The organism is Amycolatopsis nigrescens CSC17Ta-90, assembly GCF_000384315.1.
In the GTDB taxonomy this organism is placed as follows: Bacteria; Actinomycetota; Actinomycetes; order Mycobacteriales; family Pseudonocardiaceae; genus Amycolatopsis; species Amycolatopsis nigrescens.
Genome location: NZ_ARVW01000001.1, coordinates 6,355,644 through 6,374,436, shown reverse-complemented (window position 1 = coordinate 6,374,436; position 18,793 = coordinate 6,355,644). Strand labels below are relative to the sequence as shown.

Sequence of the window (18,793 nt, the reverse complement as noted above, 5' to 3'; positions counted from 1 at the left end):
CTAGACGTCACCGATCCCGCATTCGATCGCGGCCGCCCGCAACGGGGCGGCGATCGAGGGCGCGGCCGCGAAGGTGGCGTCCACACCCAGCTCCGGGTCCTCCCCCGGCAGGCTCAGCACCGCACCCGCCTCGGCGGCCACCAACGCCCCGGCCGCCCAGTCCCACCGGCCGAGGCCGTGCTCCACGTAGGCGTCCAGCCAGCCGGCGGCGACCGAGCACAGGTCGAGCGAGGCCGAGCCGGGACGCCGGAGGTCGCGCACGTGCCCGAGCAGGCCGGCGGCGAACCTGGCCTGCCGCTTCCGGCGCTGAGTCTGGTAGGCGAAGCCGGTGCCGACCAGGGTGAGCTCGAGCCGTTCCGGCGCGGACACCCGCAGCGGCCTGCCGTCCAGCCAGGCGCCCTGCCCGCGCGCGGCCGTCCAGCGCCGCCCGCTCACCGGCTCCACCACCGCACCGGCCACGGACACGCCGTCCACCTGCGCGGCCACCGAGACGGCGAACCAGGGGAAGCCGTAGAGGAAGTTGACCGTGCCGTCGATCGGGTCGACCACCCAGGTCACCCCGCCGGCGGCGGAAGCGGTGCCGCCGCCCTCCTCGCCCAGCACGTCGTCGCCGGGCCGCAGCTCCGCGAGCCGCTTGCGAATGAACCGCTCGGACTCGTGGTCCACCGCGGTCACCACATCGGTCTGGGTGGACTTGGTGTCCACCCGCACCGCCCGCCCGGCGAGCATGCCCGTGCGGGCCTCCCGGACCAGTTCGGCCGCCTCGGCGGCGACCTGCACGGCAACGTCTTTCAGCTCCGACTCGATAGCTCCCACAAGGCCATGGGACCACATCGGGTTAAATGCTCGGACACAAGCTTCTGAATCGAGAAGGAAGGGACAACGCCCAATGACGGCGACCCGAGGTTTCGGCATCGACATCGGCGGCAGCGGTATCAAGGGCGCACTTGTCGATCTGGAGAAGGGCCAGCTGATCGGCGAGCGGCTCCGGATCGACACTCCGCGCCCCTCCACCCCGGAGGCGGTCGCCGAGGTGGTGGCCCAGATCGTGCAGCACTTCTCCTGGGACGGCCCGGTCGGTGTCACGCTGCCCGCGGTGATCAAGAAGGGGGTCGCGCAGACCGCGGCCAACATCGACCCCGGCTGGATCGGCACCGACGCGGACGCGCTGTTCGCCAAGCGGCTGGACCGCACCGTGGACCAGATCTCGATGCTGAACGACGCGGACGCCGCCGGGATGGCCGAGATCCGCTTCGGCGACCCGGCCGCACGGCACGGCGTCACCGCGCTGCTCACCTTCGGCACCGGTATCGGCAGCGCGGTGTTCCACGACGGCAAGCTGGTGCCCAACACCGAGTTCGGCCACCTGGAGGTGGACGGGCACGACGCCGAGAAGAAAGCGGCGGCCTCGGTGAAGGACAACGAAGGGCTCTCCTACCCGGAATGGTCCCAGCGCGTGGACCGGTACCTGTCGGTGCTGGAGAACCTGATCTGGCCGGACCTGTTCATCGTCGGCGGCGGGGTCAGCAAGAAGTCCGAGAAATGGGTTCCGCTGCTGAACATCCGCACCAAGGTGGTGGTCGCTTCGCTGCAGAACAACGCGGGCATCGTGGGTGCCGCGGCGGCCGCCGTCGAAGGCATCGAGCACTGACAGACTGATCGCGCCGCAACTCACCGGCGTGTCGTCGTTACAATGGAACGCGGCCCACGGCTGCGGAGCACAAAACCGCAGGTTGTGGGATGTTCCCCGAATCTGAGCCAGCCGAGTCGCAAGCGGCTCGAGCTGACTGTGATCGACCGCTGCGAAAGGGCGTACGTGGCAGCCGCAAAAACCGCTACCCGAAGCGGCACGAAGACATCGAACGCCGCCAAGGCCGGGTCGGCCGACGAGGGCACGAACCCCGCGACCGCGGCCGCGGGCCAGAACGGCGTGGCGAAGAAGCCGGCCGCTCGCAAGACCGCCGCGAAGAAGGCACCCGCCAAGGGCGAGGACACCAAGGGCGAGCCGGACGGTCCCGGTGACATCGACGAGGCCGAGCTGGAGACGCCGGACCTCTCCGACCTGGAAGAGGTCGAGGTCGACGTCGTCGACGCCACCGTGACGGAGGAGGCCGACGAGCCGGAAGAGGCCGAAGAGCCCACCGCTCGCGGCAAGCGGACCGCCGCCGACCGGGGCACCAAGTCCTCCGACAGCCCGGACTTCGTCTGGGACGAGGAGGAGTCGGAGGCGCTGCGGCAGGCCCGCAAGGACGCCGAACTCACCGCCTCCGCCGACTCGGTCCGCGCCTATCTCAAGCAGATCGGCAAGGTGGCGCTGCTCAACGCCGAAGAGGAAGTCGAGCTCGCCAAGCGCATCGAAGCCGGGCTCTACGCCGCCGAACGAGTACGCGGGGCGGAAGAAGACGGCGAGAAGCTGGCCACCCAGATGCGGCGCGACCTCAAGTGGATCGTCCGCGACGGCGAACGCGCCAAGGACCACCTGCTCGAAGCGAACCTGCGGCTGGTCGTGTCGCTGGCCAAGCGCTACACCGGACGCGGCATGGCCTTCCTGGACCTCATCCAGGAAGGCAACCTCGGTCTGATCCGCGCGGTCGAAAAGTTCGACTACACCAAGGGCTACAAGTTCTCCACCTACGCGACCTGGTGGATCCGGCAGGCCATCACGCGCGCCATGGCCGACCAGGCGCGGACCATTCGGATCCCGGTGCACATGGTCGAGGTCATCAACAAACTCGGCCGCATCCAGCGCGAACTGCTGCAAGACCTCGGACGCGAGCCGACCCCCGAAGAGCTGGCCAAGGAAATGGACATCTCGCCGGAAAAGGTCCTCGAGATCCAGCAGTACGCCCGCGAACCGATCTCGCTGGACCAGACCATCGGCGACGAAGGCGACTCCCAACTCGGCGACTTCATCGAAGACAGTGAAGCCGTGGTCGCGGTCGACGCGGTGTCGTTCACGCTGCTGCAAGACCAGTTGCAGTCCGTGCTGCAGACCCTGTCCGAACGCGAAGCCGGCGTCGTCCGGTTGCGATTCGGACTCACCGACGGACAGCCCCGGACGTTGGACGAGATCGGCCAGGTCTACGGGGTGACCCGGGAACGGATCAGGCAGATCGAGTCCAAGACCATGTCCAAACTCCGCCACCCCTCCCGATCCCAGGTCCTGCGGGACTACCTCGACTAGGAGCTGGACTGAGGCGGGCGCGTCGTCCAAGATTTACCTGAAGAGGGCCGTTGACCTGCGGGTCGGCGGTCCTCTTCCGTTCCAGGAGCGGCCGGTGGCTGATCGTTCCGCGCCGTTTTGCCCGAACCGTCGTTACAATGGAACATGGCCCGGGCCTGGGAGTCGAAGACCAGGCCGGGGACGCTCCCCGAATCTGACGCAGCCGAGACCACGGTCCCGCTCCGTCATGATCGACCGCTGCGAAAGGGTGTACGTGGCAGCCGCGAGAACCGCTACCCGAAGCGGGACGAAGAAGACCAGCGCCGCCAAGCCGGCCGACCCCGACACCGAGGCCGACGGCCAGGAGGGCGCGAAGACGCCCGGGCGAAAGCCGGCCGCCCGCAAGACCGCTGCGAAGAAGGCGCCGGCCAAGGGTGCCGCGAAGGGCGAGGACACCAAGGGCGAGCCGGACGGTCCGGAGGACATCGACGAGGCCGAGCTGGAGACCCCGGATCTCTCCGAGCTCGAAGAGGTCGAGGTCGACGTCGTCGATGCCACCGTGGTCGACGAGCCCGACGAGCCCGACGCCGCGGCCGAAACGGACACGCCCGCTCCGGCCGAGAAGGGCGCCAAGGCGGGCACCGAGTCGAGTTTCGTCTGGGACGAGGAGGAGTCGGAGGCGCTGCGGCAGGCCCGCAAGGACGCCGAACTCACCGCCTCCGCCGACTCGGTCCGCGCTTACCTGAAGCAGATCGGCAAGGTGGCGCTGCTCAACGCCGAAGAGGAAGTCGAGCTCGCCAAGCGGATCGAAGCCGGCCTCTACGCCGCTGAGCGGGTGCGTGGCGCCGAGGAGGACGGCGAAAAAATCGCCACTCAGATGCGGCGCGACCTCAAGTGGATCGTCCGCGACGGTGAGCGTGCCAAGTTCCATCTGCTGGAGGCGAACCTGCGGCTGGTGGTGTCGCTGGCCAAGCGCTACACCGGACGCGGCATGGCCTTCCTGGACCTCATCCAAGAGGGCAACCTGGGTCTGATCCGCGCGGTCGAGAAGTTCGACTACACCAAGGGTTTCAAGTTCTCCACCTACGCGACCTGGTGGATCCGGCAGGCGATCACCAGGGCGATGGCGGACCAGGCGCGGACCATTCGGATCCCGGTGCACATGGTCGAGGTGATCAACAAGCTCGGCCGGATCCAGCGCGAACTGCTGCAGGATCTCGGACGGGAGCCGACTCCGGAGGAGTTGGCCAAGGAGATGGACATCTCGCCGGAAAAGGTACTGGAGATCCAGCAGTACGCGCGGGAGCCGATCTCGCTGGACCAGACCATCGGCGACGAAGGCGACTCCCAGCTCGGCGACTTCATCGAGGACTCCGAAGCCGTGGTGGCCGTGGACGCGGTGTCGTTCACCTTGCTGCAAGACCAGTTGCAGTCCGTGCTGCAGACCCTGTCCGAACGCGAAGCCGGCGTCGTCCGGTTGCGATTCGGACTCACCGACGGACAGCCCCGCACCCTGGACGAGATCGGCCAGGTCTACGGCGTCACCCGCGAACGGATCAGGCAGATCGAATCCAAGACCATGTCCAAACTCCGCCACCCCTCCCGATCCCAGGTCCTGCGGGACTACCTCGACTGAGGCGGCATCGGCAGCCTGCCGGCGACGGCAACCTCCCGCCGAGGGAGGTGCACGCGCCGCGACACGCTTTTCGTCGCGGCGCGGATCCAACACAGACTGAGGCGGCAGACGGAAGGCCCGGTCACCGGCGAAAGCTCGCCGGTGACCGGGCCTTTTCGGCCGGCCGTGACCCCCGCACGGCCGACCCGCTCTACTTGCCGGAGTTGCTCTTGCGCTTGCCGGAAGAGACGACCACCAGCACCAGCCCGGTCAGCGCCAGCACCACGCTCGCCGCGATGTGCAGGCTGTCCGGGAGCACGTGCAGCTGGACGAACCAGCTCTTCGAACCGCTTTGGGCGACCCGGTTGATGAACCCGCCGACGCCCTGCACCATCAGCAGGATCCCGATTGCCTCGATCATGAGAACGTCCTCTCCCCTTGTTCGTGCGCCTGCTCTTTCGGCGGCGACAACGTGACCCACAGCGGTCCGGTGGCGAACCAGATCGCGGTGATCATGCCGAGTCTCGGCAGCCAGCCGACCCCGCTGATCGACCACAGCTCGGTGGTCTGCGCCGGCGAGCCGACCACGAAGATCAGCACCAGCAGCACGGCCGCGGCGATCCCGGCGCCGAGCACGCACCGGCCCCATTCCTGCCACTCGTAGCGGACCTTCGCGCGGCCGTACTTTGGCGGCTTCGGCGGCGGTGGTCCGCCCGCGAACCGCTGCGCGAACTTGGCGTCGGCCCAGCGGATCATCCGCGGCCCGAAGGCCACGCTGAAGCCGAGGTAGACCGCCGCGAGCCCGTGCACCCCGGTCGCGGTGCCGCCGCCGGCCAGGTCGACCATGGTGGCGACCAGCACCGCCAGGTCGATCGCCGGGGTCGCGGCGAGCAGCACCGCGCCGGTCCGGCGCAGCCGGAGCAGGTAGCGGGCCACCAGGCCGGCGGCGATGAAGACCCAGAAGCCGATCTCGCCGGCGGCGATCACCGCGGCCATCGGGTTCTCGGCGATGAAGTCCAGAATCTTGTTCACCCGCTCAGCCTGCTCCCCGGCCCGGTCCGGCCGCGTCCACGAAGGGCACGAGATCGCCGTCATCAGTTCGTAGGACGCCGGTTCGCCGCCGATGTGCTGTGATGACAACGTGCCCGCGCTCAACCTGCCCTCCGTGCTGAACTTCCGGCGGCTGGGACCGTGGCAGCAGGACATCGTGATCGGGGTCGGCACCTTCGTGGCCGGCTGCCTGCTTTACAGCACCGGGCTCTATCCGCTGTTCAGCTCGCCGGACGAGCTGGCATGGTGGCGGTTCGCCATCTTCGGAGGCATCTGCGTGGCCGAGGTGTTCCGGCGGCACCGGCCCGGTGCCGCGCTGGCCGCCGCGGCGGTGCTGCTGGGGGTGGACGTGGCCAACGGGCTCAGCGCGCCCACGCTGGTCGCCTTCTCCGACCTGCTCTACGCCGCGACCCTGTACGGCTCGCGGCGGCTGAGCACGGCGATGGTCCCGGCCGCGGCGATGACCACCATCGGCGCCGTGGTCGTCGCGCTGCTGATCGCCCCGGACTGGCGGGCCGGCGTGGTGGCGGCCGTGGCCGCGCTGCCGCTGGTGGTGGTCCCGGTGTGGTGGGCGACGAATGTCCGGCAGCACAAGATGATCGCGGACAACGAGCGGGCGAACGCGGCGAACCTGGCCAGGATCGGCGAGCTGGACCGCAACGCCGCGGTCGCCGAGGAACGGGCCAGGATGGCAAGGGATCTGCACGACGTGATCGCCGGGCATCTGTCCGCGATCGCCATCCAGTCCGAGGCGGTGCTGTCCATCAACGACGCGGACCCGGCGACCGCCCGCCGGGTGCTCGGCTCGGTGCGGGAGAACAGCGTGCAGGCGCTGGAGGAGATGCGGGCGATGATCGGCCTGCTGCGCTCCGAGGAAAACAGAGCGGGCGGGGACGGCGGAGACGAGACGACCGCGCCCGCGCGGCTGGCCGAACTGTCCAAACTGGTCGATTCGGCCAGGGCCAGCGGGATGCGGGTGGAGGTCAGCTCGGAGCTCGACGAATCGGTGCCGCTGCCGGCCGCGGTCGACCTGACCGCCTACCGGATCGCCCAGGAAGCGCTCACCAATGCGGTGAAGCACGCGCCCGGGACGCATGCCAAGGTGTCCATCCGGCACAGCGGGGAGATACTCACCATCGAAGTGGCGAACGAGCTGAAGGCGGGCACGGCCGAAGCCGGCGAAGACACCGGGCGGGGGTTGCTGAACATGCGGGAGCGGGCGATGGCGGTGGGCGGTTCGCTGTCCGCCGGGCCGTCGGAGGCGGGCTGGCTGGTGCGCGCGGTGCTGCCGATCTCCGGGCTGGGCACATGACTCCCGCCGAGGCGGCAATGATCAGGGTCCTTGTGGCGGACGACCACGGGGCGATCAGGGCGGGGCTGGTGCTGATCCTGGACAACGCCGAGGGCATCGAGGTCGTCGGGGAAGCGGCGGATGGGGCGGCGGCGGTGCGCCAGGCCAGGGCGCTGCGCCCGGATGTGGTGCTGATGGACGTGCGCATGCCGGGGGTGGACGGGATCGCGGCCACCCGCGAGCTGGTCGCCGAGGGACTGTCCCAGGTGCTGGTGCTGACCACCTTCGACCTCGACGAGTACGTCTACGCCGCGCTCAGGGCGGGTGCGGCCGGGTTCCTGCTCAAGTCGGTGGAGGCGGCCAGGCTGATCGAGGCGGTGCGCCTGGTGGCGGCCGGGGAGGGCGTGCTGGCTCCGCAGATCACCCGCAAGCTGATCACCGCTTTCGCGGCCGGTGCGCCGGCTCCGGTGTCCAGTCCGGCGGGGCTGGACACCCTCACCGAACGCGAGCGCGAGGTGCTCGGCTGCCTCGGCGAAGGGCTGTCCAACGCGCAGATCGCGGGCCGGCTGTTCATCGGTGAGACCACGGTCAAAACGCACGTCTCCCGGGTGCTGACCAAACTGGACCTGCGTTCCAGGGTGCAGGCCGCGATCCTGGCCCAGGAGTCCGGCCTTGTCCGCCCTCGTGAATGAAAAGTGTTGCCGGGGCAACGTTTTTCACTCACGAGGGCGGAGGTGGTAAATGTGAGGTATGAGCCACCCGGCGCCGAGGGACGCGCACACCCGCAAGCAGGACACGCTGGCCAAGCTGGAGCATGAGATCGACGCGTGGCTGGCCGCGGCCGGCACCGACGGCGACTTCCGGCTGCTTCCGCTCTCCTTCCACTGGGACGGCGCCGGCCTCACCTTCGCCACCCCGGCGGCCAGCCCCACCGGGCGGATCCTGCGCGCCTCCGGCCGGGCGCGGATCGGCATCGGGCAGACCAGGGACGTGGTGCTGATCGACGGCACCGTGCGGACCTTCGAGCCGGGCACGGTGCCGGCCGAGTTCGCCGAGCCGTTCGCCGAGAAGCACTGGGACGCCCGCGAAAGCGAAGGGTTCGCCTTCTTCCGCGTCACGCCGACACGGATTCTGGCCTGGCGCGAGGAGAACGAGCTGCCCGGCCGGACGCTGATGCGGGGCGGGAGCTGGCTGGTCTGAGCGCTCAGCTCGCGCAGCTGTCCCAGGGGCGGGCGAGCAGGCCGGTCGACTCGACCAGGTTCGCCGCCGCGCCCGCCTGCTCGGCGGCCACCACGAGCAGCAGCCCACCCGGCGACATTCCCTTGCGCAGCAAGGCGTTCGCCAGGTTCTCCACCAGTTGCAGATGCACCCCGTCCCGACCGAGCGAGGCGTATGTGTCCACAATGGACACCAAGGTGCCGCCGTCGCCGATGAGGGTGCCACCGATCAGCGCGAAATGACCGACCCGCCAGCGTGACGCCCACAGCGGGGGCATCCCGGTCTCCAGGTAGTCCCGCAGCGCCTGTTCGGGCGTGTCCTGCGCGCCGAGCTCGGCGGTGTCCACATTGGCGATCACCGCGACCCTGGGCAGCAGGTGCACCAGATCCAGCAGCCGGCCCAGCTTCGACGCGGTCCAGTCCCCGGCGGCGGGCACCGCCCGCAGCGCACCGCCGGACAGGGTCTCGACCGCGGTGGCGATCCCGGCCGCAGAAGTTCCGGCCGCCGCGGGAACCTCGGTGCGGGGCAGGTCCAGCCGAAAGTCGGCACGACCGGGCTCCCCCTCGGGCAGGGTGGCCCGCGCGTCCGCCAGCAGCACGGTGCCGGCGGCGGCCGCCGCCTCGTCCTGGTCGGCCAGCCGGATCCCGTGCACCCGCAGGGAGACCAGCGTCACGAAGGCGCCGCACATCCCGTCCTTCTGCGGGCGCTCGGCGCGTGCGGCGGCCAGCAGCGCGGAACCACCGGGAAACCAGTGCAGCTCGTCCAGCAGGCCCACTAGGACCGCCACGCGCACGGGACCGGTCCGCCGTGACCACAGGTGATCGCCGGGTGACTGTCGGAGACGGTGGCCGCCGGTGCAGCTGGGGTCATCACCGCATTATCGCGGTCGGCCCCACCCTCGCGGGGGATGGGGGAGGGAAACGGTCCGGTCACGGACCGGCTGGGGAATTCCGCTGAGAACGAACAAGACCGGGGCCGAAATCGGGCAGATCCGTCTTCACGGGCCCAGGAAGGCGGTCGGAGCACCCGCCATGATCAGCCCAAACAGCGTCTTCAGAGCGTTTTCGTCCTGCCCTGCGAGACGCGCTTACGACATCCGGAGTAATTCGGCGTGACACTCGTCCCACGGGCGCGGGAACAGTTGCGAGTCCCCAAACGTCTGCAAGAGTGGAAGCACGAACACCGCGGAGCCGGCGGCGACCCCCGCCCCCGGAGTCAGTGCCGAAGTGGTCGTAGCTGGATCGATGGCATCGGGTAACCGATGCCGGGACGGAGGGAGACTCCACATGACATCACCGACGCTCACCCGCCCCGAACTGACCGCTGCCGACCGTTGTGACCGTTGCGGTGCCGCAGCCCAGGTTCGAGCCATCCTCAGCACCGGTGGCGAGTTGCTCTTCTGCGGACACCACGCCCGTGAGCACGAGACCAAGCTCAAGGAACTGGCAGCCGATATCCAGCGCGGCTGATCGACCCCAGACACGACGCCGGAAGGGCGGGGATCCAGCTCGGATCCCCGCCCTTCTGCTGTCACCGGCCCGGTTAGACGGTGTCGAGCGCGCGCTCGAAGGCGATCTCGGCGGCACCGAGCAGCTTGACGTCCGCGCCGAGCGCGGAGCGCACGATCCGGGTACCGCCCACCGCCCTGCTGACCAGGCTGCGCCGGCGCACCTCGGCGGCCACCCTGTCCACCACCGGCTCCGGCAGCGCGGTGAACAGCTCACCGAGCACCACCAGCTCCGGGCCGAGCAGGTTCACCACGTTGACGAGGCCGAGGGTCAACCACTCGGCGAACTCGGCCAGCCGTTCCCAGGCCGCATCGGGGTCCCTGCCGAGCTCCCGCAGCTCGACCAGGGTCACCCCGCGCGGAGTCTGCTCGGGCAGCCCCAGCGCCCGGCACAGCGCCGCTTCCCCGATCTCGGTCTCCCAGCAGCCGCTGCTGCCGCAGTAGCAGTCCCGCCCGCCGGGGCGGATCACCATGTGGCCGACCTCGCCGACGTAGCCGGCGGTGCCGCGCAGCGCCGAACCCTCCGCGATCACGCCGCCGCCGACGCCCACGTCCGCCGAGACGTACACCACATCCGAGCAGCCGCGGGCCGAGCCGCGCAGGTGCTCGGCCACCGCGCCCAGCTCCGCGTCGTTGCCGACCAGCACCGGCACCCGCAGCACGCTGCCAAGCCGTTCACCGAGCGCGACATCGGTCCAGCGCAGGTTCGGCGCCTCGTGCACATGGCCGTCCCGGCGCCGGATCACGCCCGGCACGGACACCCCGGCCGCCACCGGCGTGCAGCCGAGGTCGCCGGCCAGCACGGTGGCCGACTCGATCACGTGCGTGATCACCTCGTCCGGCTCGCGGGTGCGCTGGCGCAGGTTCCAGCTGTTGCGGCCGAGGATCTGGCCACCAAGACCGACCAGTGCGATCGCGACGTGCTCCACCTGGACGTCGACCGCCAGCACCACCGCGGCCTGTGGCTGGGGCAGCACGAGCAGCGAGGGGCGGCCCGCCCCTCGCCCTGGCCTCGGCACCCGCTCCTCGACGACGCCCGCCTCGGCCAGCGAGTCCACCAGGATCTTGATTGTGCTGCGGTTCAGGCCCAGCTCACTGGCCAGCGCCGCCCTGGTAACCGGACCGCCGACGTGCAGCAGCCGCAGCAGAGTCGTGCGGTTGTGCCGGCGCACCTCGTCGGGCCGTGCAACGGGCGTGCTGGTCACGCGGGCTATGTTCCCACGACCCGGTCAGCGCGGTGCGGCAGCCGCGCGGCGGCGCGACAGCGCGTCCACGGTGGCGGCCAGCAGCAGCACCAGCCCGGTGATGATGTTCACCACCGCGGCGGACTGCTGGAGCAGCCCGAGACCGTTGCCGACCACGGCCAGCACCAGCCCGCCGATCACCGCGTCCACCACTCGGCCGCGACCGCCGAACAGCGAGGTGCCACCGATCACCGCGGCGCCCACCGCGAACAGCAGGGTGTTCAGCCCGCCGGCCTGCGGGTCCACCGAGCCGACCTTCGAGGAGTAGACGATCGCGCCGACCGCGGCCACCGAGGAGCAGATCACGAACACGCTGGCGCGGACCTTGCCCACGTTGATCCCGGCCCGGCGGGCGGCCTCGGCGTTGCCGCCGACCGCGTAGATGTGCCTGCCGTAGCGGGTCCGGTTGAGCACGTAGGTACCGATGGTCAGCAGCACCAGCACGATCGGCACCACGTAGGGCACCCCGGAGATGACGATGTTCGCGTTCGGCGCGCGGTTGGTGGTCAGCACCGCCGTCGCCACCGCGCCGAGCACCGCGATCAGGGCGACCTTGAACAGCACCAGCGGAGTCGGCTTGGTGACCAGTCCCCGGTTGAGCCGGGAGAAGTGCCCGCCGAGGGTGACCGCGGCGAACCCGCCGGCACCGACCACGAACAGCAGCCAGCTCCCGGTGGTGGACAGGTTGCCGTTGGCCACCTGGTTCAGCACCGGCGACGCGTTGATGCCCAGCGTGCCGCCTTCGCCGATCAGCTGCAGGATCACGCCCTGCCAGACCAGGAACAGCGCCAGCGTGACCACGAAGGATGGCATGCCGATCCTGGAGACCAGGAACCCGGTGATGCAGCCGATCGCGGTGCCAGCGCAGATCGCGAGCAGCATCTCGACCCACGGGTTGGCGGCAAGGCCGGACAGCACGATCGCGATGGCCACCGCGGAAAGTGCCGCGCCGGCCCAGATCCGCAGCAGCACCGCGACCAGCACGGCGATCACCAGCACCACGAGGAAGACGAAGTAGACCGTCGAACCCATCGAGCCGAGCAGGTTGCCGCCGCGCACGAAGTGCAGCGCCATCAGCGCACCGGCGACCCCGGACGCGGTGCCCGCGGACAGGTCGATCTCGCCGATCAGCAGCACGAACACGATGCCCATCGCGATGATCGTCTGCCCGGCGCCCTGCGCGAACAGGTTGGCGATGTTGTACAGGGTGAGGAAACTGTCCGACAGCACGGCGAACAGGATCACCAGCGCGGCGAGGCCGAGCAGCGCCGGCAGTGAGCCGAGCTGGCCGGCCTTCAGCCGGGAGAAGTAGTCGCGGATCGCCTCACCGGTGGACATCGACGTGGTGTCGATGCCGAAATCGGTGATGACTCCGCTCGGTCGCTCGTCGGCGGGCTGTTCGACCGGCCTGGCGCCCGCGTCGGTGGTGTCGGTCATCGCTGGTTCTTTCGGGTTCATAGGACGACGGCTTCGGGACGGGCCAGGCCGAGCTCGCCGGAGCGGCCGGCCGTGATCAGCTCGACCACCTGCCCGTGCGTGACCTGCTTGGTGGGCACTTCGGCAACCAGGCGGCCGAGGTAGAGCACCGCGATCCGGTCCGCGACCTCGAACACGTCGGCCATGTTGTGGCTGATCAGCACCACCCCGAGGCCCTGCTCGGCCAGCCGCCGCACCAGGTCGAGCACCTGCCTGGTCTGCGCCACGCCGAGCGCGGCGGTCGGCTCGTCGAGCAGCACGACCTTGCTGTCCCACAGCACCGACTTGGCGATCGCGACGGTCTGGCGCTGCCCGCCGGACAGCGCGGAAACGGGTGTGCGCACGGATTTCACCGTGCGCACGGAAAGGGACGCGAGCGTCTCCCTGGCGGCCTGTTCCATGCCGGCCTCGTCGAGCAGCCACTGGCTGCCGCGTTCCCGGCCGAGGAACATGTTCTGCACGATGTCCAGGTTGTCGGCCAGCGCCAGATCCTGGTACACCACCTCGATGCCGAGATCCGCGGCGTCGCGCGGGCCGCGGATGTGCACCTGCTTGCCGGCGAAGGCGACTTCACCGTCGTCGGCGGTGTGGATGCCGGCGATGCATTTGACCAAAGTGGACTTTCCGGCGCCGTTGTCGCCGACCAGTGCGGTGACTTCGCCCGCCCGCACGGCGAAGTCCACGTCGTGCAGGACGTGGACCGGTCCGAAGCTCTTGTTCAGGTGGCGCAGTTCAAGAATGGGTTCGCTCATCGAGTCTCCAGTGGAAACCGGGGCCGGAACGCGTTGTCGGGGAACGCGTTCCGGCCCCGGTAGTCGTTGACGGTCAGGCGATGCCGAGCTGGGCGCAGATCGGCTGGAGGTCCCCGGCGCAGATCTCGGCTGCCTTCACGTAACCCTGGTCCACCACCGTCTTGACCTCGTTCTTGGTGGTGAGCTGGGGCTGCAGCAGCACCGACTTGACGTCGCGGTTGCCCTTCGGGTCCTTGCTCACGTCCTTGGCGATCGCGTCCGCACCGGCCTTGTCGTTCTTGGCCAGCGCCGCGGCCAGCTTGGCGGCCGCCTCGGCCTCCTGCTTGATCGGCTTGAACACGGTCATGTACTGGTCGCCGACCAGGATCGACTTGAGTCCGTCCGCGGTCGCGTCCTGCCCGGTGACCGGCACCTTGCCGTTGAGGCCGTTCTTCTTCAGCACGGTGATCACCGCGCCGGCCAGCCCGTCGTTGGCCGCGACCACGCCGTCCACCTTGCCGCCGTTGCCGGTCAGGATCTGCTCGAAGGTGTTGCCGCCCTTCTGGTTGTCCCAGTTGTCGATGGGCTGGCTCTGCACCAGTTTCAGCTCGCCGGAGTCGTACTTGGACTGGAGCACGCTGCGCTGGCCGGCGGCGAACAGGGTGGCGTTGTTGTCGGTGGGCGCGCCCTCGATCTCGATCACCTGCGCGCCCGCCTTGCCCTGCAGCGCCTGGACCATGCCCTGGCCCTGGAGCGCGCCGACCTTCTCGTTGTCGAACGAGACGTAGTAGTCCGAGCCGCCGCCGAGATTGAGCCGGTCGTAGTCGATGGTCGGGATACCGGCGGCCTTCGCCTTGGCCGCGACCGCGGTGCCGAGCTCGCTGTTGATCGAAGCGATGATCAGCACCTTGACGCCCTGGGTGATCATGCCGTCCGCCAGGGTGGTGAACTTCTGCACGTCGCCCTGCGCGTTCTGCACGTCCGGCTGGAACCCCTCGGCGCGCAGCGCGGCCTCGATCATCGGCTTGTCGAAGCCTTCCCAGCGGGCGGAGGTCGCGGTCTCCGGCAGGATCACGCCGACCTTGCCGTTGGCGCCGCCGGCGGCGGGCTGGGCGGAGCTCGACGCCGAGGTTCCCCCTGCACCCCCGGAATCCGCGCTGTTGGCCCCGCAAGCCGTGAGCGTGACGGCGGCCGTCATCGCCGAGGCGACGAGAGTGAGGGTTCTCTTCCGCATCCCTTGTTCCTTCCGGATCCTGCCGACGTCGGCCGACCCGGACAGACCGGACGCCACGTCGCGCATATGTTGTGGGCGACAACATATGCGCGGACAGCACGGCACGGAAGGTCTGTGAAGGCAGAAAGTGCGGCTCGACGGACACGGTTTGGCAACGGCGAGGCGGATACCGCCAAGTGCGGACCGGTACGGCTCCGCAGCGCGTACTACCAGGAGCGCAGCGTCACGATGCGCTCTTCGAGCTGCTCCACGCTGGCCATCGCGGTGGGCGGCCCGCCGCAGACCCGGCGCAGCTCGTTGTGGATCGCGCCGTGCGGCTTGCGCGTGCGGTGGTGGTACATGCCGACCAGCGCGTTGAGCTCCTTGCGCAGACCGGCGATCCGCTCCCCGACCGACTGCGGCTTGGCCGGGGCCGGCGCCTGCTCGGCCTTCGACTTGCGACGGCCGGAGTCCGCGAGCTGCTCCTCCTGGCGTTTGCGCAACAGCGCGCGCACCTGGTCCGGTTCGAGCAGGCCGGGCAACCCGAGGTACTCCTGCTCCTCGTCGCTGCCGGAGAAGACCGCGGTGCCGAACGAGTTGCCGTCGTAGATCACCTGGTCCAGCTCGGCCGAGGCACCCAGCGACGTGAACGCCTTCTCCTCTTCGCCCGGCTCGTCCTCGGTCCGGTTCGCCGCGGCCAGCAGCTCGTCGTCCCAGCCGTCCTTCTCGCGATGCGGCTTGCCGAGCACGTGGTCGCGCTCGGCCTCCAGCTCGCTGGCCAGCTCCAGCAGCACCGGCACGCTGGGCACGAAGACGCTGGCCGTCTCGCCCTTGCGCCTGGCCCGCACGAACCGGCCGATCGCCTGCGCGAAGAACAACGGCGTGGAGGCACTGGTGGCGTACACCCCGACGGCGAGCCGCGGCACGTCCACGCCTTCGGACACCATCCGGACCGCGACCAGCCACCGGTCGTCGGAGTCGGAGAACTCGCCGATCCGCTTGGACGCCTTCGGATCGTCGGAGAGCACCACCACCGGCTCGACGCCGGACATCCGGTGCAGGATCTTGGCATACGCCCTGGCGGACTCCTGGTCGGTGGCGATCACCAGGCCACCGGCGTCCGGGATGCCGTTGGCGCGCAGCTGCTGCAGCCGGGTGTCCGCGGCGTGCAGCACGGCCGGGATCCACTCGCCGGCCGGGTCCAGCGCGGTGCGCCAGGCCCTGGCGTTCTGCTCCGCGGTCAGCGGCTCGCCGAGCCGGGCGGTGAACTCCTCGCCCGCACTGGTCCGCCAGGACGCCTCGCCCGAGTAGGCCAGGAAGACCACCGGCCGCACGACGCCGTCGGCGAGCGCGTCGGAGTAACCGTAGGAGTGGTCGGCCCTGCTGCGCAGGGACCCGTCGCCGTCCGGCTCGTAGCTGACGAACGGGATCGGCGAGTCGTCGCTGCGGAACGGGGTCCCGGTCAGCGCGAGCCGGCGCACCGCGGGGTGGAAGGCCTCGCGGATCGCGTCGCCCCAGGACTTGGCGTCCCCGCCGTGGTGGATCTCGTCCAGGATGACCAGCGTCTTGCGGTTCTCGGTGCGCACCCGGTGCAGGGTCGGATGGGCGGCGACCTGCGCGTAGGTCAGCGCGACACCCTGGAAGTCCGAGGAGGTCGCGCCGGTGGTGTTGCGGAAGTTCGAGTCGATCGCGATCCCGGCGCCGGCCGCGGACACCGCCCACTGGTGCTTGAGGTGCTCGGTGGGGGTGACGATGGTGACCGCCTCGATGGTGCGGTCGGACAGCAGCTCGGCGGCGATCCGCAGGCCGAACACGGTCTTCCCGGCGCCGGGCGTGGCGACCGCGAGGAAGTCCTTCGGCTTCTGGGTGAGGTACTTCGTCAGCGCGCGGCGCTGCCAGGCGCGCAGCGGCCTGGCGGTCTGGTCGTGCTCCGGCTCGGGTGCCGAGAAGCCGGGCTGCGTCCCCGCAGTCCCCACAGTCCTGGCACGGTGGGCCGTTTCGGACAAGGGAAGTCCAACTCCTCTCGGTCTCTCGGCAGGTTCCACGCCACCCCTCGACGGCATGCGAAGGCCCCCACGGAGGCCCCGGCAGCACGGTCCAGCCCCAATGCTGAACTGCCGGCCCGGAAGTGGAGGCGCGCGGTCGAGCCTACCTCGCGGCACCGACAGTGCACGGCGGCACGGCCGGGAAGTCGGACACGCCACAGGGGGCGACGAGCCAAAATCCCGGGCATGGACCATGCTGGACACTGCGATGAGCGCAGGATCCGAGCAGCACTCCGACGACGAACGGGCACCCGCGGTACGGGACGTCCGCAAGGGCCCCGTGCGCCTGCTCAAACGGACGCTGAGCAAGGCATGGGACGGCAACATCTTCTCCGAAGCCGCCGAAGCCGCCTTCTGGCAGACGCTTTCGCTGCCGCCGCTGCTGCTCGGCCTGCTCGGCAGCCTCGGCTTCCTCGGCGACTGGTTCGGCCTCGGCGTGGTGACCGCGGTGCACGACCGGATCATCGCCTTCACCGAGAAGATCTTCAGCCCGAACACGGTGGACCAGATCATCGAGCCGACGGTGAACGACATCCTCACCATCGGCAAGGGCGAGATCGTCTCGGTCGGTTTCGTGATCTCGTTGTGGGCCGGTTCCTCGGCCATGTCGTCCTTCGTCGACGCGATCACCGTCGCGCACGACCAGTACGGCGTGCGCAACGAGGTGTGGCAGCGGATCTTCGCCCTGCTGCTCTACGTGTGCGGGCTGGTCATCCTGGTGATCGGCCTGCCGCTGCTGGCGATCGGGCCGGACCTGCTGCCCAAGTTCTTCCCGGTGGAATGGCAGCCGACGATCGCCCAGTGGGTCAGCGCGCTGTACTACCCGATCCTGGCCGTGCTGATCACCCTCGCGCTGGCCACCTTGTACAAGCTGGCGCTGCCGCGGAAGCTGCCGTGGCACCGCGGCCTGCCCGGCGCGGTGCTGGCCATGGTGATCTTCCTGCTCTCCAGTGTCGGGCTGCGCATCTACCTGTCCTGGATCACCACCACCGGCTACACCTACGGCGCGCTGGCGGCACCGATCGCGTTCCTGCTGCTGACCTTCTTCATCGGGCTGGCCGTGGTGGGCGGCGCGTACTTCAACAGCGCGATCCAGGAGCTGTGGCCGGCCAAGATGACCAGGCGGCAGCGGCGCAAGTGGCGACGACTGGAGATGGAGCGGGCCAGCGAGCGGATGCGCGCGGACGACGGCAAGAAGCTGTGGGAGCGCAGCACCACCCCGCTGCGCCGGCCCGCCAGGTCCCAGCCGCAGCCGGAGCACACCTCCAACGGCGACTCCGCCGCTGACTCCTCGACCGAACTAGACCCCGAGGCCCGGCCGCACGCCGATCAGCCCTGACGCAGTCGCCAGGTCTTGCTGTCGAAGGCCACGCACACCCCGGGCGAGAGCACCACCACGCGCAGGGTGCCGTCCCGCTCGTCGAAGTCGATGCCCTCGGCCTCGAACTCCCCGCCGCACGAACTCTCCAGCGGCAGCTGACCCAGCGAGGTCACCTTGCCCGGCAGGTCGGAGCCGCCGAGCGGGCCGGGCAGGTCCACCTGGAGCAGGGGCTTGGTCACCCCGAACAGCTCTCCCGCCGGATCGTCCGAGGAGCACAGCAGCCGGGTGGCAGTGACGAAGTCGCAGCCCTGGATGTCCCGCACCGGGCGGTCCAGCCGGATCGCGGCCGCGTAGGGCAGGTTCGCGGCGGGGTCGGGGAACGCGACACCGGGCATCGGGTGCACCAGCAGCCGGTCCATGGTGCCCCACTCGCCGGCCACCAGCCAGCGGCCGTCCGGTGAGACGGCGGCGAAGGAGTTGTTGTTCGCTTCCCAGGATTCCAGCGCGTGCCGGTAGTCCGCCCACGAGCCGTCCGGGGCCTGCACCCGGAACAACTTGGCACCGCGGTCGTCGCGCTGGTAAGGCTCAACGTAGTAGCCGAGTCCGGCGCCGGGGTCACCGATGTGGTTCCAGCCCTGCGCGGCCAGCTCGGGGGCGACGGTGCCGATACCGGTGTACTTGATGAATGTGCCGTCCGGCCGGACGACAGTGGCCAGCCCTTGGCTCTCGTCCAGCGGGCGGGCCCGGTCCCAGCCGATCGGCGTCCAGGCCGCCTGTGCCGCCGCCGGGGCGCACAGCCCGAGCAGCGCCGCCACCGCCAGTACGATCATGCTCCCGCGCATGGCCACTCCGTCCCCGTGCCGCCGACCGGTCTGCTCTGCGTACCAGCCGGGCGCGGGGAAGGACAGCCGCCATGTGA

General features: G+C 70.0%; 18 protein-coding genes. 8 read left to right on the top strand and 10 right to left on the bottom strand.

From position 1 onward, the window contains the following. Positions 1-834, bottom strand: a complete 834-nt coding sequence (locus AMYNI_RS0130385; RefSeq protein WP_084628506.1) for an inositol monophosphatase family protein — start codon at positions 832-834, stop codon at positions 1-3. A 55-nt stretch (positions 835-889) separates the two neighbouring features. On the opposite strand from AMYNI_RS0130385, the gene ppgK reads away from it, so the two are divergent. From ppgK to AMYNI_RS0130370, 3 genes are all read left to right on the top strand, one after another. Further along, on the top strand, positions 890-1,651 hold the full coding sequence (ppgK, locus tag AMYNI_RS0130380) for a polyphosphate--glucose phosphotransferase (protein WP_020671866.1): 762 nt from the start codon (positions 890-892) through the stop codon (positions 1,649-1,651). A gap of 165 nt (positions 1,652-1,816) precedes the next feature. Then, entirely contained in the window at positions 1,817-3,184 is a 1,368-nt protein-coding gene (locus tag AMYNI_RS0130375) for an RNA polymerase sigma factor (protein WP_026361138.1), read from the top strand. 253 nt (positions 3,185-3,437) lie between these two features. Then, entirely contained in the window at positions 3,438-4,799 is a 1,362-nt protein-coding gene (locus tag AMYNI_RS0130370; RefSeq protein WP_026361137.1) for an RNA polymerase sigma factor, read from the top strand. 190 nt (positions 4,800-4,989) lie between these two features. On the opposite strand, the gene AMYNI_RS0130365 is transcribed toward AMYNI_RS0130370, so the two are convergent. Further along, positions 4,990-5,199, bottom strand: coding sequence for a hypothetical protein (locus tag AMYNI_RS0130365; RefSeq protein WP_020671863.1), 210 nt, complete (start codon positions 5,197-5,199; stop codon positions 4,990-4,992). Continuing rightward, positions 5,196-5,810, bottom strand: a complete 615-nt coding sequence (locus tag AMYNI_RS0130360) for a hypothetical protein (RefSeq protein WP_026361136.1) — start codon at positions 5,808-5,810, stop codon at positions 5,196-5,198. The genes AMYNI_RS0130365 and AMYNI_RS0130360 overlap by 4 nt, the downstream gene beginning before the upstream one ends. A 109-nt stretch (positions 5,811-5,919) precedes the next feature. Here AMYNI_RS0130360 and AMYNI_RS0130355 point away from each other — a divergent pair, with 109 nt between their 5' ends. From AMYNI_RS0130355 to AMYNI_RS0130345, 3 genes are read left to right on the top strand one after another with little or no spacing between them, the layout of a single operon-like run. After that, positions 5,920-7,140: a sensor histidine kinase gene (locus AMYNI_RS0130355; protein WP_020671861.1), complete on the top strand. Its 1,221-nt coding sequence runs from the start codon at positions 5,920-5,922 to the stop codon at positions 7,138-7,140. Between the two features lie 17 nt (positions 7,141-7,157). Further along, on the top strand, positions 7,158-7,811 hold the full coding sequence (locus AMYNI_RS0130350) for a response regulator (RefSeq protein WP_020671860.1): 654 nt from the start codon (positions 7,158-7,160) through the stop codon (positions 7,809-7,811). Positions 7,812-7,869: 58 nt separating this feature from the next. Continuing rightward, positions 7,870-8,319 (top strand): pyridoxamine 5'-phosphate oxidase family protein, encoded by a 450-nt coding sequence (locus AMYNI_RS0130345; protein WP_020671859.1) that lies wholly within the window; start codon positions 7,870-7,872, stop codon positions 8,317-8,319. 4 nt (positions 8,320-8,323) lie between these two features. On the opposite strand, the gene AMYNI_RS45630 is transcribed toward AMYNI_RS0130345, so the two are convergent. Continuing rightward, entirely contained in the window at positions 8,324-9,124 is an 801-nt protein-coding gene (locus tag AMYNI_RS45630; RefSeq protein WP_245574026.1) for a DUF6885 family protein, read from the bottom strand. A gap of 499 nt (positions 9,125-9,623) precedes the next feature. Between AMYNI_RS45630 and AMYNI_RS48460 the strand changes: the two genes are divergently transcribed. After that, a complete protein-coding gene (locus AMYNI_RS48460) occupies positions 9,624-9,806 on the top strand; it encodes a DUF7455 domain-containing protein (RefSeq protein ID WP_026361134.1) in 183 nt (60 codons plus the stop codon). Between the two features lie 73 nt (positions 9,807-9,879). Here AMYNI_RS48460 and AMYNI_RS0130330 read toward each other — a convergent pair whose 3' ends face one another. The 5 genes from AMYNI_RS0130330 to AMYNI_RS0130310 form a co-directional block, all read right to left on the bottom strand. Continuing rightward, positions 9,880-11,049, bottom strand: coding sequence for an ROK family transcriptional regulator (locus tag AMYNI_RS0130330; RefSeq protein ID WP_026361133.1), 1,170 nt, complete (start codon positions 11,047-11,049; stop codon positions 9,880-9,882). A gap of 24 nt (positions 11,050-11,073) precedes the next feature. After that, positions 11,074-12,525, bottom strand: coding sequence for a sugar ABC transporter permease (locus AMYNI_RS0130325; protein WP_020671856.1), 1,452 nt, complete (start codon positions 12,523-12,525; stop codon positions 11,074-11,076). A gap of 17 nt (positions 12,526-12,542) precedes the next feature. Then, the gene (locus AMYNI_RS0130320; RefSeq protein WP_020671855.1) at positions 12,543-13,316 is read right to left on the bottom strand and encodes an ATP-binding cassette domain-containing protein; all 774 of its coding nucleotides are present in this window, start codon (positions 13,314-13,316) and stop codon (positions 12,543-12,545) included. A 73-nt stretch (positions 13,317-13,389) separates the two neighbouring features. After that, a complete protein-coding gene (locus AMYNI_RS0130315) occupies positions 13,390-14,529 on the bottom strand; it encodes a sugar ABC transporter substrate-binding protein (protein ID WP_026361132.1) in 1,140 nt (379 codons plus the stop codon). Positions 14,530-14,735: 206 nt separating this feature from the next. Next, positions 14,736-16,514 carry a DEAD/DEAH box helicase gene (locus AMYNI_RS0130310; RefSeq protein WP_425387917.1) on the bottom strand — a complete coding sequence of 593 codons (1,779 nt, stop codon included), beginning with the start codon at positions 16,512-16,514 and terminating at the stop codon, positions 14,736-14,738. 247 nt (positions 16,515-16,761) lie between these two features. On the opposite strand from AMYNI_RS0130310, the gene AMYNI_RS0130305 reads away from it, so the two are divergent. Further along, positions 16,762-17,892, top strand: coding sequence for a YihY/virulence factor BrkB family protein (locus AMYNI_RS0130305; protein WP_040407457.1), 1,131 nt, complete (start codon positions 16,762-16,764; stop codon positions 17,890-17,892). Here the strand turns inward: AMYNI_RS0130305 and AMYNI_RS0130300 are convergent. Beyond that, a complete protein-coding gene (locus AMYNI_RS0130300) occupies positions 17,883-18,716 on the bottom strand; it encodes a hypothetical protein (RefSeq protein ID WP_020671851.1) in 834 nt (277 codons plus the stop codon). The genes AMYNI_RS0130305 and AMYNI_RS0130300 overlap by 10 nt on opposite strands. Positions 18,717-18,793 lie beyond the last annotated feature (77 nt).

Excerpts from the sequence above, each read along its gene's own strand:
- AMYNI_RS0130385 (WP_084628506.1), bottom strand. The coding sequence starts at position 834 with ATGTGGTCCCATGGCCTTGTGGGAGCTATCGAGTCGGAGCTGAAAGAC.
- ppgK (WP_020671866.1), top strand. The coding sequence starts at position 890 with ATGACGGCGACCCGAGGTTTCGGCATCGACATCGGCGGCAGCGGTATC.
- AMYNI_RS0130365 (WP_020671863.1), bottom strand. The coding sequence starts at position 5,199 with ATGATCGAGGCAATCGGGATCCTGCTGATGGTGCAGGGCGTCGGCGGG.
- AMYNI_RS0130350 (WP_020671860.1), top strand. The coding sequence starts at position 7,158 with ATGATCAGGGTCCTTGTGGCGGACGACCACGGGGCGATCAGGGCGGGG.
- AMYNI_RS0130345 (WP_020671859.1), top strand. The coding sequence starts at position 7,870 with ATGAGCCACCCGGCGCCGAGGGACGCGCACACCCGCAAGCAGGACACG.
- AMYNI_RS48460 (WP_026361134.1), top strand. The coding sequence starts at position 9,624 with ATGACATCACCGACGCTCACCCGCCCCGAACTGACCGCTGCCGACCGT.
- AMYNI_RS0130325 (WP_020671856.1), bottom strand. The coding sequence starts at position 12,525 with ATGACCGACACCACCGACGCGGGCGCCAGGCCGGTCGAACAGCCCGCC.
- AMYNI_RS0130320 (WP_020671855.1), bottom strand. The coding sequence starts at position 13,316 with ATGAGCGAACCCATTCTTGAACTGCGCCACCTGAACAAGAGCTTCGGA.
- AMYNI_RS0130315 (WP_026361132.1), bottom strand. The coding sequence starts at position 14,529 with ATGCGGAAGAGAACCCTCACTCTCGTCGCCTCGGCGATGACGGCCGCC.
- AMYNI_RS0130305 (WP_040407457.1), top strand. The coding sequence starts at position 16,762 with ATGAGCGCAGGATCCGAGCAGCACTCCGACGACGAACGGGCACCCGCG.
- AMYNI_RS0130300 (WP_020671851.1), bottom strand. The coding sequence starts at position 18,716 with ATGCGCGGGAGCATGATCGTACTGGCGGTGGCGGCGCTGCTCGGGCTG.